Source organism: Variovorax sp. JS1663, from assembly GCF_002157355.1.
Classification (GTDB): domain Bacteria; phylum Pseudomonadota; class Gammaproteobacteria; order Burkholderiales; family Burkholderiaceae_C; genus Variovorax.
The window spans coordinates 146539-160216 of record NZ_LYMK01000009.1 but is presented as its reverse complement, the minus strand read 5'-3'; the positions used below and the strand labels follow the sequence as shown (position 1 = coordinate 160216).

The window sequence follows — 13678 nt, the reverse complement described above, 5'->3', positions numbered from 1 at the left end:
CCGACGCACATGAAGCAAGGGCTCTCGCTGCGCGTCTCGCAGCACCTCGCGCTCACGCCGCAACTGCAGCAGTCGATCCGGCTGCTCCAGCTGTCCACGCTCGAGCTGAGCCAGGAAGTCGAGCAGATGCTCGACGAGAACCCCTTCCTGGAGCGCGCCACCGACGAGGCGCCGCGCGAGGAGTTCGGCCTGGAGGCCGCCGATGCCCCGGTGCGCGACGACGACCGCCAGTCCGAGGCCGAGAGCGAGTTCGCGCCCGGTCCGGCTTCGACGTCCGTGGAGAGCGCATCGGCCGCGACCGGCGAAGGCGAGGCCGCAACGGCTGCCGAAGCTCCCGACAGCGAGCCCGACTGGGAAGGCGATGGCTCGGTCGACCTCGCCCCCGACGACAGCGAATGGGGTGGCGACGCCCCCGCGCGCAGCAACAGCAGCCAGGGCGACGATGACCGCCCCGATGCCACCGAACTCGCCAGCAGCCAGGAGTCGCTGCAGTCCTTCCTGCACCGCCAGGCCCTGGCCCTGCGCCTGGAGGAGAACGACCGGGCCGCGCTGCGCTTCCTGATCGAGTCGCTCAACGACGACGGCTACCTGGAGGACTCGCTGCCGGCCCTGGCCTCGGGCCTCGCGGGCGACGACAACGACCAGTTCGACGAGCTGGTGCACCACTTCCAGGTCGCGCTGGGCCTGCTGCAGAGCCTGGAGCCGGCCGGCGTCGGCGCGCGCAGTCTGGCCGAGTGCCTCACGATCCAGCTGCGCGCGCAGCGGCACGAGGACGAGACCGAGGAAGAGGCGCAGGTGCGCCGCACCGCCCTGGCCATCTGCAAGCAGCCGATGGAACTGCTTGCCAAGCGCGACTTCAAGCGCCTGGCCACCCTCACCCGCAGCAACGAGGACGAGGTGCGCGCTGCCCTTCAGATGATCGCCAGGCTGGAGCCCAAGCCCGGGCGCCGCTTCGTCGACGTCGAGCGCAACGTGGTCATTCCGGACGTGATCGTCACCCGCGTGGGCCAGGGTGGCAATGCCAAGTTTCGCGTCACGCTCAACCCGGAGATCATGCCGCGGCTGCGCGTGCACGACATCTATGCCGGCGCGCTGAAGTCCCACAAGGGCGAGGGCAGCCAGGCGCTGTCGCAGCGATTGCAGGAGGCGCGCTGGTTCATCAAGAACATCCAGCAGCGCTTCGACACCATCCTGCGCGTCTCCAACGCCATCGTGGAGCGGCAGAAGAACTACTTCGTCCACGGCGAGCTGGCCATGCGCCCACTGGTGCTGCGCGAGATCGCCGACGAATTGGGCCTGCACGAATCCACCATCAGCCGCGTGACCACCGCCAAGTACATGTCCACGCCCTATGGCACGGTCGAGCTCAAGTACTTCTTCGGCTCGGCCCTGGGCACCGAGACCGGCGGCAACGCCTCCAGCACCGCGGTGCGGGCGCTGATCAAGCAGTTCGTCAGTGCCGAGGACGCGAAGAAGCCGCTGTCGGACAGCCAGGTCTCCGAGATGCTCAAGGAGCAGGGCATCGAGTGCGCGCGCCGCACGGTGGCCAAGTACCGCGAGGCGCTGCGCATCGCGCCTGCCAACCTGCGCAAGGCCCTCTAGCGATGAAGGCGCCGAGCCCGTGGCCGCAGTGGATGCGTCTGGGCTTGGCCCTGATGGCGGTGCTTTTCCTTGCCAGCGGCTGCGCCATGCTGCCCGCCGAGTTCGAGCGCACGCCGTCCAAGGCCATGCCGCTGTCCACGGACACGCCGCTGGGCCGCATCGCCCAGTCCTCGCAGCCCGACCCCGACCTCAGCGGTTTTCGCCTGATGCCGGGCGGCGACTTCGCACTCGACACGCGCCTCGAACTGGCGCGCCGTGCCGAGCGCACGCTGGACGTGCAGTACTACCAGATCCACAACGACGAGACCGGCCGCTACCTCATGCGCACCCTGCGCGACGCCGCCCTGCGCGGCGTGCGCGTGCGCCTGCTGATGGACGACCTCTACACCTCGGGCGAGGACGAACTGCTGCTCGCGCTGGCCGCCACGCCCAACCTGGAACTGCGCCTCTTCAATCCCTTCCCGGCCGGCCGCGGCAGCATGCTCGGGCGCTTCTCCGCGTCGCTGTTCGACTTCGCCCGCGTCAACCGCCGCATGCACAACAAGCTCTTCATCGCCGACGGCGCGATGGCGGTGGCCGGCGGGCGCAACATCGGCAACGAGTACTTCACGCAGACGGCCGGCGCCAACTTCATCGACCTCGACACCTTCGTGGCCGGCGCGCTGATCCCCCGGCTGGCCAGCCTGTTCGACCAGTACTGGAACAGCGAGTACGTGCGGCCCCTCGAGACCGTGGTCGCCACCACGGCGCCGCGCGAGCAGCGTCAGCGCCGCTTCGACGAACTCACGAGCCCCGCCACCACACCCGCGCCGCGCCCGCCGCCGCCCAACGACCTTCTGGGTTACAGCCCGATCGTGGAAGACATCAAGGCCGGCAAGCTGGACCTGATCTGGACCCGTGCCGAGGCCTATGCCGATTCACCGGACCGTGTGATCGGCAAGCAGGCCAGCTATGGCGGCATTCCCCTGCTGGACGTCGACAGCGTCCGCTACAACGTCATCGAGCAGATCCGCCGCGGGCGTTCCGACGTGACCATCGTCTCGCCGTACCTGATCCCCGGCAAGGGCGGCCTGGACGCCATGCGCGAGGTGCGCGGCCGCGGCATGAAGATCAGCGTGGTCACCAACTCCCTGGCCGCCACCGACGAGCCGGTGGTGCACACCGGCTACCGGCGCTACCGGCCCGACATGCTCAAGCTCGGCGCAGAGATCCACGAGCTGAGCTCGCAGCGCACCCGCCGCAGCGTGCGCCTGGGCCTGTTCGGCACGCAGATCGGGCGCCTGCATGCCAAGTCGGCGGTGATCGATGGCCGGGTCCTCTTCGTCGGCTCGATGAACTTCGATCCGCGCTCGGACGTGCACAACACCGAGATCGGTTTGATCATCTTCAGCCGCGAGATGGCGCAGCAGGTGCTCAAGCTCATCGATGTGCTCAAGCAGCAGGGCGCCTACAGGGTGCGCTTTGCGCCGGGCACCGAGCGCATCGAATGGGTGAGTGACGAGGGCGGGGTCGAGCAGGTGCTGACCAGCGAGCCGGATTCGACGCTCTGGGACCGCCTGATGCTGGAGATCCTGGCGCCGCTGGCGCCCGAGAGTCTGCTGTAGCCGGAAGGCCCGGCGTGACTGGGCCGGTCAGCTCCCGCCCGTGATGTTCACCGCCTCCACCTGCACCAGGAGCCGCACCCGGTCCTCGAAGCCGAAGGGAATGCCCCAGGTGATGCCCCAGTCGCTGCGCGCCACCGTGGCCTCGAAGTCGCCGCCACAGACCTGGCGCTTGATCAACGGGCTCAGGTAGCAGCCGAAGCGGTTGGCCTTGAGCTTGATGGGCTTGGTCTGGCCCATCAGCGTCAGTGCGCCGTCGACCTCGGTCACCTTGTCGCCGCTGAAGTCGATCTTGTCGGCCACGAAGCGCGCCACCGGAAACTCGGCGACGTTGAGGAAGTCGCGGCTCAGCACATGGCGGTTCAGCAGGTCCACGCCGGTGTTGATGGAACTGATGTCCATCGTGATGTCGATCTTGCCGCCCTTGCCGCTGCCGTCGATCTTGATGGTGCCGTCCTTGGTGCTGAAGCGGCCGCGGTTGGTGGTGGTGCCGTAGTGGCCCATCTCGTACATCACGAAGGTGTGGGTGGGGTCGACCACGTAGCTGGCGCCCTTGACCGGCCCGCCCGCAGGCTGGGCGGCCATCTCCGGCGCGGTCTGCGCGGCAGCCAGGGACGCGGCGGCCGCGAGCGCGGCGGTGGCAACGAGCTTGATCATCATGGCGGGCTTGGGCATGGCGGTGGATGCGTGCATGGCGGATTCAAAGGGGGCGCAGCCCGGTCAGGACCAGCTTGAAGCGCACCTGCACTTCGTCGCCGACCATCGAGGTGTCGGTCCACTCGCCCTCGCCGACCTTGAAGGCGAGGCGCTGGATCGTAAAGCTTCCGGTGGCGGTCGAGCGGTCCGCCGATTGCGTGATCGCCACCGGCACCACGAGTTCCTGCGAGTGGCCCTTGATCGTCAACCTGCCCGCGACCTCGAAGCGCCCGCCGCCCAGGCTCTTGATCGCATTGGACTGGAAGCTGGCCTTCGGAAAGCGCGCGGTGTCGAACCATGGCGGCTTGGGCAGCTCGGCGTCGCTCTGCGGCACGCCCAGCGTGGCGCTGGCCATGTCGATCTGCAGCGCCACCGTGCCGCCTTCGGGTTTCTTGGGGTCGAAGGCGATCTGGGCATCGAACTTCCGGAACTCGCCCTCCACCGGCACGCCCATCTGCTTGGTGACGAAGCCGATCTGCCCCTGGCCCGGAACCAGCCGGGCCATGGGCTCCGGGCCGGCGGCGCCCGCGGTCCCCGCGGCGGCGAGAAGGGCGGCGGCGCACAGCGCGCGCCATGCAGGGCGAAGAAGGCTCATCGGCGATGTCCCTGGTGTGAGAACGGCCACATGCGGTCCAGCAGGCCGTCGTGGTCCACGAAGTGATGCTTCAGCGCCGCCACCGCATGCAGCAGGGCCACGGCCGCCAGCGTGAAGGCGCTGCCCTGGTGCAGCGGCTTGAGCACCGCCTCGGCGAATTCCTTGTCGACCGGCATGAAGTCCGGCAGCGGCACCAGGCCCAACCAGACGATCGGGAAGCCCAGCGCCGAGCTGTAGGCCCAGCCGGCCAGCGGCACCGCGAAGAACAGCACATACAGCAGCAGATGCGTACCGCGGTGCGCCACCAGCTGCCAGCCCGGCATGGCCTCCACGATGCAGGGCGGCAGCGGCGGCGGCGGATGCGACAGCCGCCACAGCAGCCGCAGTGCCGTCAGGCCCAGGATGGTGATGCCGGCCCATTTGTGCCAGTTGAAGAGCTTCAGGCGCAGCGGCGAGAAGGGCAGGCCCGACATGTAGAGCCCGACGCTGAAGGAGGTGACGATCATCAGCGCGAGCAGCCAGTGCAGCGTCATCGCGACCCCGCCGTAGCGCCGGGCGGCGACGCGGGGGGGAGGAACGGCCTCGGATTTCGGCGGCTCGGCAGGCATGGCCGGAGCATAAGGCCACGGCGTGTCATCCGGCGCCCGCCGACCGCGTTGCCGGGGCGCACGGGCCCCGGCGGGCAACGTTCTCAGCGGGTCAGGCCATGCTCCAGTGCGAGATCAGCAGCAGGCCCAGGCCCAGCACGGACAGCAGCAGGCAGGGCACCACCGCCCAGGGGGCGTCGCGGGTCTCGGGGTTCTGGCTCGGCGTCATGGTCGTGTTTCCCATGGTTCATTCAGAAAGTGGCTACCGGCTCGTCCGGTACCGGCATCGGGGCGCCCAGGACCTCGCTGGCGGCGGGAACCGGGGATGGGATGCTGGTGGCGGCCGGCACGGCCACCGGCCGCGCCGCGGCGACCGCGCCGGCCCCCGCCTGCCAGTAGCCGAGCAGGGCCAGCGCCGCCAGCAGAACGGCGGCCGCTGCCACCGACCCGAGCAGCAGGCGCGGCGTGCTGGCGGGCCCACCGGCAGGGCGGCGGGGGAAGACGGGGCGAGAGCGGATTCGGGTCTGGGGCTGGGTCTGCATGGCGCGTCCTTCCTGGCTTCAAACACAAGACGCGCGAGGCGTCCGTGAATGCAAATCTAGAAGGGAAGCGCGGCGCAGAAAATTCCGCCTTTGCGTCAGGCATCCCGCGTTCGCGGGAGGACGCCGTGCCGTGCCGTGCCGTGGCTCAGGCCGGCACGGCGCTCGCCGTCATCGGCAGGCGCAGCAGCACGCAGCTGCCGCCCTTGGCGCCGGGCCGCAGCTCCAGCGTGCCGCCCAGGCGGCGGGCCCGGGCCCGCATGTTGCCCAGGCCGTGGCCTTCCCGACGGGGCTCGGGAAGGCCGCGGCCATCGTCCTCGATCGCCATCTCCAGCATGTCGCCGGCGCGCTGCAGCCGCACCTGCACCCGGCTGGCCTGCGCGTGCTTGAGCACGTTGGTCAGCGCCTCCTGCGCCACCCGCAGCAGCTGCAAAGCGGCGTGTGGTGACAGGGTCATGCCGTCCTCGGGCAGCGCGACGTCCCAGCCCGGGCGCACGCCGGCCGCGAGCAGCTGCCCTTCCCAACGGAACATGAAGTTGCCCAGCGCGGCGCCCAGGTCGTGCTCGCCGGAGGCCAGGGCGTCAAGCGCGAGCCGCATGTCGGCAATGCAGGCGCGCAGGGCGCCGGCGATCTGCTGCTCGTCCATGTCGCCGCGTTCCACCCGCGACAGCAAGGTGAAGAGCTGCGAGCCCAGGCCGTCGTGCAGGTCGCGCATGATCAGCTGGCGCTCCTCCGACGCCGCGTTCTCGCGTTCCAGCGCGGCGAGCCGCGCGTAGTTGTCGGCCAGCGCGCGCTCGCGGTCGGCCACGCGGATCTCCAGCGTGCGGTTGAGCTCCTCCAGCGAGCGCAGGGTGCGCAGGAAGCGCGCGACCAGCAGTGCGCCCATCGCCAGCAGCAGGGTGTTGGAGCCGTAGTGCAGCAGGTGGATGCGGTGCCCGGTCCATTCCGGGAAGAAGCGCGCCAGCACGCCCGGGTTCCACGTCAGCAGATAGTCATGGATGCCCACCAGCACCGCGAAGGCCATCACCGCGAAGAGCGCGGCCGCGATCAGCGTGCCGCGGCGCCGCGCGTAGACGAACGCGATGGCGATGATCAGCAGGCCCACGCCCATCATGCCGCCCAGCCACCAGCGGGAGATGGCCGGCTCGGCCGCGAAGCCGCCGAGGGCGAACCACAGCGGGCCCACCAGCCCATAGCCGATCAGGGCCCGGTCCAGCCAGGGTCGGCGGACGCCCGCGTAATGCAGCGTGAACACCGCCATCACGATCACGAAGCCGCCGGTGGCGCACTGGTAGAGCACGCGCCACCAGTGCCAGGGCTCGATCGGCATGCTGTCGATCAGGAAAGTCATGGTGCGCACCGCCCACAGCGCCGCCGCCAGCCCGAACAGGCCGTAGAGCATCTCGACCGGGCGCCGCCACCAGATGAAGGCAACGAAGCCCGCCGCCAGGAAGGACACCAGCACCGTCAGCTCGGGCACGGTGCGCACCCAGAACAGGCGGCGGTTGTGCAGCGGCTGGATCTCGTCCACCGGACCGACGCTCAGTTGAGGGAAACGCAGCGGGTACTCCTTCGAGGGCGCGGCGCGGATCGCCAGCTCGTTGGGGCCCGGGCGCAGCAGCGAAGGCGGCAGCAGCGCCGTCTGCGGCCGGTAGGTGCGCGCGTGCATCGCGGGGCTGCTTTCCGCCACGCTGCCGATCAGGCTGCCGTTGAGCCAGATCTCGCCGCCGTCGTAGAAGTAGGGCACGTAGACGGCCCAGGCGGTCTGGCGCGCCGGGTCGTCCGGGTAGTCGAAGCCGACGCGGTACCAGGCCGGCGCCAGGGCCAGGGGCGGGCGCGAATAGCCGGCATCGTCGGGCAGCGTGACCGGCTGCCAGGCGGCGCCGGGCGGGGGCGGACTGCGTGCCACCCCGGGGGCCGCGAACACCTGGGCCTGTCGCGGCGCCTGCACCGCGGCCTGCACGCCGGGCGCGAGGCAGGCCAGCAGCATCATCAGCAGCAGCAGCAGGCCGGCGGCCAGCGCGCCGGGCCGGCGCGCGGCGCGCATCACAGCAGCCCCATCTGGCTCGCTTCGTAGACCGCTTCGCCGCGCGAATGCACGGCCAGCTTGCGGTAGATCTTCTTGACGTGCGCCACCACCGTGTGCGGCGAGATGCCGGTCAGCTCCCCGATGGTCTCGAAGCTCAGGCCCTTGGCCGCGAGGCGCAGGATCTCGGTCTCGCGCTCCGTCAGCGGCGAGGGCGCGGCGTCCTTGGCCGGCGCGGGCTGCGGCGCGGCGCTGATGCGAAAGCGCGAGAGCACCCGCCGCGCGATGCTGGGGCTGATCGGCGAGCCGCCCGCACGCAGCTCGTGGATGCTGGCCGCGATGCGCTGCGCGCCCGCGTCCTTCAACAGGTAGCCGGTGGCGCCGGCCTCGATGGAGTCCACCACGTGCTGGTCGTCGCCGAACATGGTGACCACCAGCACGTCGCACTGCGGATGGCGTCGCGCCGCATGGCGGATCACCTCCACGCCGTCGATGTCGGGCAGGCCGAGGTCGACCAGCATCACGTCGGGCGGCTGGGCGTCGAGCATCGCGATGCCGGCGCGCCCGGTGGCGACGGCGCCGACCAGGGCCAGCGCCGGGTCGGCCAGCACCGCGTCCGAGAAGCGGCGCAGGAACTCGGGTTCGTCTTCGACGATCAGCACGCTGGTGGTCATGGATGCCCTTCGGCGATGCGACGCGGGGATTTTCGCACCGGGCCTGCGCGGCGGCCATCGCGCGAAGGCGCTATGCCTGCCGTGCCTGAAGGCGCGTGGCCCTGCATGGGATACTGCCCGCCCATCCCCATGAACGAGCTTTCCCTTTTCCTGCCCTGCGCCGCCGGCGTCGAGGACTTCCTCGCCCAGGAGGTGCACGCACTGACCGGCCGCGCCGGCCAGGACCTTCTCAGCCTGCGCGGCGGCGTGCGGGTGCGCGCCGACTGGCGCGACGCGCTGCAGCTCAACCTGCACTGCCGGCTCGCGCAGCGCGTGCTGGTCGAGCTGGCCCATGCGCCCTACCGCGGCGAGCACGATCTCTACGCCATCGCGGGTGGCGTGGCCTGGGAGATCTGGTTCACGCCGAAGAACACCTTCAAGATCGAGACCACGGCGCAGCACAGCCCGCTCAAGAGCCTCAACTTCGCGACCCTGCGCATCAAGGACGCCATCGTCGACCGCTTCCGCGAGCGCGCCGGCGGCGTGCGGCCCAGCATCGAAACCCGATGGCCCGACGCCCGCGTCTTCGCGCACCTGGATGCCACGCACTGCACCCTCTACATCGACACCTCCGGCGAGCCGCTGTTCAAGCGCGGCTGGCGCCAGGACAAGGGCGATGCCCCGCTGAAGGAGACCCTGGCCGCCGCCATGCTGGCCGCCAGCGGCTGGTGGAACCCCGAGACGGGCGAGGTCGCGGCCGCGCCGCTCTACGACCCCTGCTGCGGCAGCGGCACCATCGCCATCGAGGCAGCGCAGCTGGCCCAGGGCATCGCGCCCGGCGGCGCGCGGCGCTTCGGCTTCGAGAAGCTGCTGCCCTTCCAGCCGCACGTGTGGTCCGCCCTCAAGGCCGAGGCGCAGGCTGCGGCCCGGCCCGCTGCAGCGGGAGCGGTGCCCATCTTCGGCTCCGACGTGTCGCACCGCATGGTCGACTTCGCCCAGCGCAATGCCGAGCGCGCCGGCGTCGCGGCCGCCGTGCAGTTCCGCGGCGGGGACGCCCTGCAGCGCATGCCGCCGGCCGAGTCGGGCGTGATCGTGCTCAACCCGCCCTATGGCGAGCGCATCGAGGTCGGCGGCGTGACGCGCGGCCGCCGCGAACAGGCGCAGACCGAGGACGGCGGCGAGTTCTTCCAGCAGCTGGCCACCCACTGGAAGAAGAACTTCGCCGGCTGGACCGCCTGGGTGCTCACGCCCGACCTGCAGCTGCCCAGGCGCATGCGGCTGAAGGAATCGCGCCGCGTGCCGATGTGGAACGGGCCGATCGAATGCCGTCTATTTCGGTTTGACATGGTCGCGGGCTCTGCACGCAGCCGGCCGGTTGCATAAAGCACACAGGGGCCATGGACAACGCGTGTCCTCGATTGACCGTGCCATGTTGCTTTGCAACAATCGCGCATCTTCACTTCGGAGCCTCGTGCGTGGACAGTGCCAGTCGATTCAGTGATGTGATGCGCGCCTCGGCAGGTGCGGCTCACTCGGCACCCCAGTAGCGCAGGTTCCCCGCGCTGCGCGCCGAAGCCGCCGCAGCGTGACGCTTGTTGTTCTTTCCGGCAAGCGGCTCTCTCCCTCCCGATCCCCTTCACTTCGCTGACTTTCCCGTCGGTCGATGCGCGTCCGCTGCGGCGTTGCGCACATCGAGCGGCGCGCCTGCAGCCTGCCCGCGCTGCGAGGCCCTTGACCCACAAGGAGCCTTGTCATGTGCCAACGGACGAACCTTCATCCGACCGCCCACACGCCTGAGCGGGTCGACGCGCCCCGGCCCGCCGACACCGAGCAGGCGCTGGACCAGGCCCAGTCGCTGGACCAGTCGGGCCTGTGGCCCTGCCGGCGCATCCGCCATTTCCTGCTCTCGCAGCAACCGCCCCTGCGCCTGCCGCAGCAGCGCTGAGCGCGCGGCTTCCCATCGATGCCCACATTCCAGGAACAGGAGGCCGCCATGGATCCCGACCCTTGCTGGCGCCGTGCCGCGCCTTCTCCTGAACCCGTGAATCCAATGCAACGCGCCGCGCTGCAGGGAGCCTCTTCCGGCTAGGCGGACGAGGGCTCCTTCGCGCTTGCGGCCGAAGGAGCTCCTCATGCATCGCCTCATCCTTCAAACTCTTCTCCAAGGTTTCCTGCGCAGCCGCCGGATGCTGCGCCACTTCGAGCGCTGGCAGGCGCTGCTCGGCCCCCGGCCCGTGGCCGGGACTTCCGTCGCCCTGCCGGCCGAGACGACCGAGGCGCTGAACGCCGCCTCGAACGCCGCGCCCGACGAACTGCTCCTGCGCCTGCAGAGCACGCCGCAGGGCCTCGGCGAGGAGCAGGCCCTGGCCCTGCGCAAGCGCGTCGGCGCCAACGAGGTCCGCCACGAGCAGGCCCTGCCCTGGTGGGCCCACCTCTGGCAGTGCTACCGCAACCCCTTCAACCTGCTGCTGAGCGCGTTGGCGCTGATCTCGTGGGTCACCGAGGACCTCAAGGCCACGGTGGTGATCGGCAGCATGGTGCTGCTGTCCACCGTGCTGCGCTTCCTGCAGGAGTCGCGCTCCAACCTGGCGGCCGACCGGCTCAAGGCAATGGTCGGCAACACCACCACCGTGCTGCGGCCCGCGCCGGCCGGCGCCGTGCGCGTGGAACTGCCCATGCGCGAGCTGGTGCCGGGCGACGTGGTCGCGCTGTCCGCGGGCGACATGATCCCGGCCGATTGCCGGCTGCTCGGCGCCAAGGACCTGTTCATCAGCCAGTCGGCGCTGACCGGCGAGGCGATGCCGGTGGAGAAGTTCGCCGTGCAGCGCGGCCACGCCGAGCCCGGCCTGCTGGAGCGCGACAACCTGCTCTTCATGGGCACCAACGTGGTCAGCGGCAGCGCGACCGCGGTCGTGGTGCACATCGGCGCGCGCACCTTCTTCGGCGCGCTGGCGCAGCGCATCGGCGCGACCGGGCGCGGCACCACCAGCGACTTCCAGGCCGGCATCAACCGCGTGAGCTGGCTGCTGATCCGCTTCATGCTGGCCATGGCGCCGCTGGTGCTGCTGATCAACGGCTTCACCAAGGGCGACTGGTGGGAGGCGACGCTGTTCGCGCTGGCGATCGCGGTCGGCCTCACGCCCGAGATGCTGCCGATGATCGTGACCGCCACCCTGGCCAAGGGCGCGGTCGCGATGTCGCGCCGCCGGGTCATCGTCAAGCGGCTGGAGGCGATCCACCACTTCGGCGCCATGGACGTGCTGTGCACCGACAAGACCGGCACGCTCACGCAGGATCGCATCGTGCTCGAGCGCCACACCAATGCCTGGGGCGAGCAGGCCGGGCACGTGCTGGAGCTGGCCTGGCTCAACAGCTTCCACCAGACCGGGCTGAAGAACCTGCTCGACGAGGCGGTGCTCGGGCACGGCGAACTGCGCGAGGCGGCGCGGCTGCACGCCGGCTGGCGCAAGATCGACGAGGTGCCCTTCGACTTCACGCGCCGCCGCATGTCGGTGGTGGTGGGCAACGGCGACGACAGCCACCTGCTGATCTGCAAGGGCGCGCTGGAGGAGATCCTCTCCGCCTGCGCCTGGGTCGAGCGCGGCGAGGCCGTGCTGCCGCTCGATGCGGCGCTGCTGGCGCGCATCCACCAGGTGGCTGCCGAACTCAACGACCAGGGCCTGCGTGTGGTCGCGGTGGCCAGCCGCAGGCTGGCGGGCGATGCGCGCCGCGCCGCCTACGGCGTGGCTGACGAGGCCGGCCTCACGCTGGCGGGCTACGTCGCCTTCCTCGATCCGCCCAAGGAATCCACCGTGCCCGCGCTGCGGGCGCTGGCCGGGCATGGCGTGGCGGTGAAGGTGCTGACCGGCGACAACGAGCGCGTCACGCGCAGCGTCTGCGCGCAGGTCGGCATCGAGGCTGGCGAATTGATCCTGGGGCACCAGGTCGAGCGCATGGACGATGCGGGTCTGCAGCAGGCCGTGGCGTTTCACCAGGTCTTCGCCAAGCTCACGCCCGCCCACAAGGAGCGCATCGTGCGCGCCCTGCATGCCAACGGCCACGTGGTCGGCTTCCTGGGTGACGGCATCAACGACGCGCCGGCGCTGCGCGCCGCCGACATCGGCATCTCCGTGCACGGCGCGGTGGACGTGGCCAAGGAGTCGGCCGACATCATCCTGCTCGAGAAGAGCCTGATGGTGCTGGAGCAGGGCGTGATGGAGGGCCGCCGCACCTTCGCCAACATGCTCAAGTACATCAAGATGACCGCCAGCTCCAACTTCGGCAACGTGTTCTCGGTGCTGGCGGCCAGCGCCTTCCTGCCCTTCCTGCCGATGCTCCCGCTGCACCTGCTGGTGCAGAACCTGCTGTACGACCTCTCGCAGATCGCCATCCCCTTCGACCGGGTGGACGAGGAATTCCTGCGGCTGCCGCAGCGCTGGAATCCCGCCGACCTGGGGCGCTTCATGGTGTTCTTCGGGCCGATCAGCTCGGTCTTCGACATCGCGACCTATGGGCTGATGTGGTTCGTCTTCGGCGCGCGGACCGAGGCGATGCAGACGCTCTTCCAGTCCGGGTGGTTCATCGAGGGCCTGCTGTCGCAGACGCTGATCGTGCACCTGATCCGCACCCGCCGCATTCCCTTCGTGCAAAGCCGCGCCGCCTGGCCGCTCCTGGGCATGTGCGCGGCCATCGTGGCCGTGGGCATCTGGCTGCCGATGGGGCCGCTGGCGCATGCCTTCAAGCTGCAGGCGCTGCCGCTGTCCTACTTTCCCTGGCTGGTGATCATCCTGGTGGGGTACATGGGCGTGGTGCAGGCGGCCAAGGGCTGGTATGGCCGGCGCTACGGATGGCAGTGACGAGGCCTGGCTCGGCGCGGCTCGGGCGAAAGACGCTCAGGCTCTCAGCCCTGGATGTAGCTGCGCAGCTGCTCGATGGTCTGCTCGTGGTCCGCGATGATGTCGTCCATCAGGTCGCGGATGGAGATCATGCCCACCACCCGCTTGCCGTCCACCACCGGCAGGTGGCGGATGCGCTTCTGGCTCATCAGCGCCATGCATTCGCGGGTGCGTGTCGTCGGGCTGACGGTCGTCACGTCGGGCGTCATCAGCTCGGCCACCAGCACCTCCTTCGAATTGCGCCCCTGCAGCGCCACCTTGCGGGTATAGTCGCGCTCGGAGATCACGCCGACCAGCTGGTCGTGCGACATCACCATCAGCGCACCCACCTCGTGGCGGGCGAGCGCCTCCAGCGCATCGAACATCGTGGCACCGGGCTCGATGCGCCAGACGGCCGAGTTCCGGCGCTTGAGCAGTTCGGAGACGGGTTTCATGGATCGCAGCTCCTGGGAACAAGGATCACCTGCAGCCCATGCAAGGGCCG

At 70.1% G+C, this 13678-nt stretch carries 13 protein-coding genes; 5 read left to right on the top strand and 8 right to left on the bottom strand.

Features of this window, described 5'->3' with window-relative positions:
- The first annotated feature begins 9 nt into the window (after window positions 1–9).
- Entirely contained in the window at window positions 10–1602 is a 1593-nt protein-coding gene (locus A8M77_RS10505; protein ID WP_086921499.1) for an RNA polymerase factor sigma-54, read from the top strand.
- A gap of 2 nt (window positions 1603–1604) precedes the next feature.
- On the top strand, window positions 1605–3206 hold the full coding sequence (locus A8M77_RS10500; protein ID WP_238136773.1) for a phospholipase D family protein: 1602 nt from the start codon (window positions 1605–1607) through the stop codon (window positions 3204–3206).
- Between the two features lie 27 nt (window positions 3207–3233).
- Here the strand turns inward: A8M77_RS10500 and A8M77_RS10495 are convergent, their stop codons facing one another.
- The 7 genes from A8M77_RS10495 to A8M77_RS10470 form a co-directional block, all read right to left on the bottom strand.
- Window positions 3234–3860 (bottom strand): YceI family protein, encoded by a 627-nt coding sequence (locus tag A8M77_RS10495; protein WP_086921536.1) that lies wholly within the window; start codon window positions 3858–3860, stop codon window positions 3234–3236.
- A gap of 43 nt (window positions 3861–3903) precedes the next feature.
- Window positions 3904–4494 (bottom strand): YceI family protein, encoded by a 591-nt coding sequence (locus tag A8M77_RS10490; protein ID WP_086921498.1) that lies wholly within the window; start codon window positions 4492–4494, stop codon window positions 3904–3906.
- Window positions 4491–5102 (bottom strand): cytochrome b, encoded by a 612-nt coding sequence (locus tag A8M77_RS10485; protein WP_086921497.1) that lies wholly within the window; start codon window positions 5100–5102, stop codon window positions 4491–4493. Before A8M77_RS10485 ends, A8M77_RS10490 begins: the two co-directional genes overlap by 4 nt.
- Window positions 5103–5193: 91 nt before the next feature.
- Complete coding sequence (locus A8M77_RS37225; protein WP_272947433.1) at window positions 5194–5325, bottom strand: hypothetical protein; 132 nt, start codon at window positions 5323–5325, stop codon at window positions 5194–5196.
- A 7-nt stretch (window positions 5326–5332) separates the two neighbouring features.
- Window positions 5333–5623 (bottom strand): hypothetical protein, encoded by a 291-nt coding sequence (locus tag A8M77_RS10480; RefSeq protein WP_086921496.1) that lies wholly within the window; start codon window positions 5621–5623, stop codon window positions 5333–5335.
- Window positions 5624–5768: 145 nt separating this feature from the next.
- Window positions 5769–7667, bottom strand: coding sequence for a sensor histidine kinase (locus tag A8M77_RS10475; protein ID WP_086921495.1), 1899 nt, complete (start codon window positions 7665–7667; stop codon window positions 5769–5771).
- Window positions 7667–8320 carry a response regulator gene (locus tag A8M77_RS10470; protein WP_086921494.1) on the bottom strand — a complete coding sequence of 218 codons (654 nt, stop codon included), beginning with the start codon at window positions 8318–8320 and terminating at the stop codon, window positions 7667–7669. Before A8M77_RS10470 ends, A8M77_RS10475 begins: the two co-directional genes overlap by 1 nt.
- Before the next feature lie 129 nt (window positions 8321–8449).
- Here A8M77_RS10470 and A8M77_RS10465 point away from each other — a divergent pair, with 129 nt between their 5' ends.
- The 3 genes from A8M77_RS10465 to mgtA all read left to right on the top strand — a co-directional run bounded on the left by A8M77_RS10465 (window position 8450) and on the right by mgtA (window position 13155).
- Window positions 8450–9682: a THUMP domain-containing class I SAM-dependent RNA methyltransferase gene (locus A8M77_RS10465; protein WP_086921493.1), complete on the top strand. Its 1233-nt coding sequence runs from the start codon at window positions 8450–8452 to the stop codon at window positions 9680–9682.
- A gap of 370 nt (window positions 9683–10052) precedes the next feature.
- Window positions 10053–10244 carry a hypothetical protein gene (locus tag A8M77_RS10460; protein ID WP_086921492.1) on the top strand — a complete coding sequence of 64 codons (192 nt, stop codon included), beginning with the start codon at window positions 10053–10055 and terminating at the stop codon, window positions 10242–10244.
- A 187-nt stretch (window positions 10245–10431) separates the two neighbouring features.
- A complete protein-coding gene (mgtA, locus tag A8M77_RS10455; protein WP_086921491.1) occupies window positions 10432–13155 on the top strand; it encodes a magnesium-translocating P-type ATPase in 2724 nt (907 codons plus the stop codon).
- Between the two features lie 44 nt (window positions 13156–13199).
- Here mgtA and A8M77_RS10450 read toward each other — a convergent pair whose 3' ends face one another.
- Window positions 13200–13628 carry a CBS domain-containing protein gene (locus A8M77_RS10450; RefSeq protein WP_086921490.1) on the bottom strand — a complete coding sequence of 143 codons (429 nt, stop codon included), beginning with the start codon at window positions 13626–13628 and terminating at the stop codon, window positions 13200–13202.
- Between the last annotated feature and the right edge of the window lie 50 nt (window positions 13629–13678).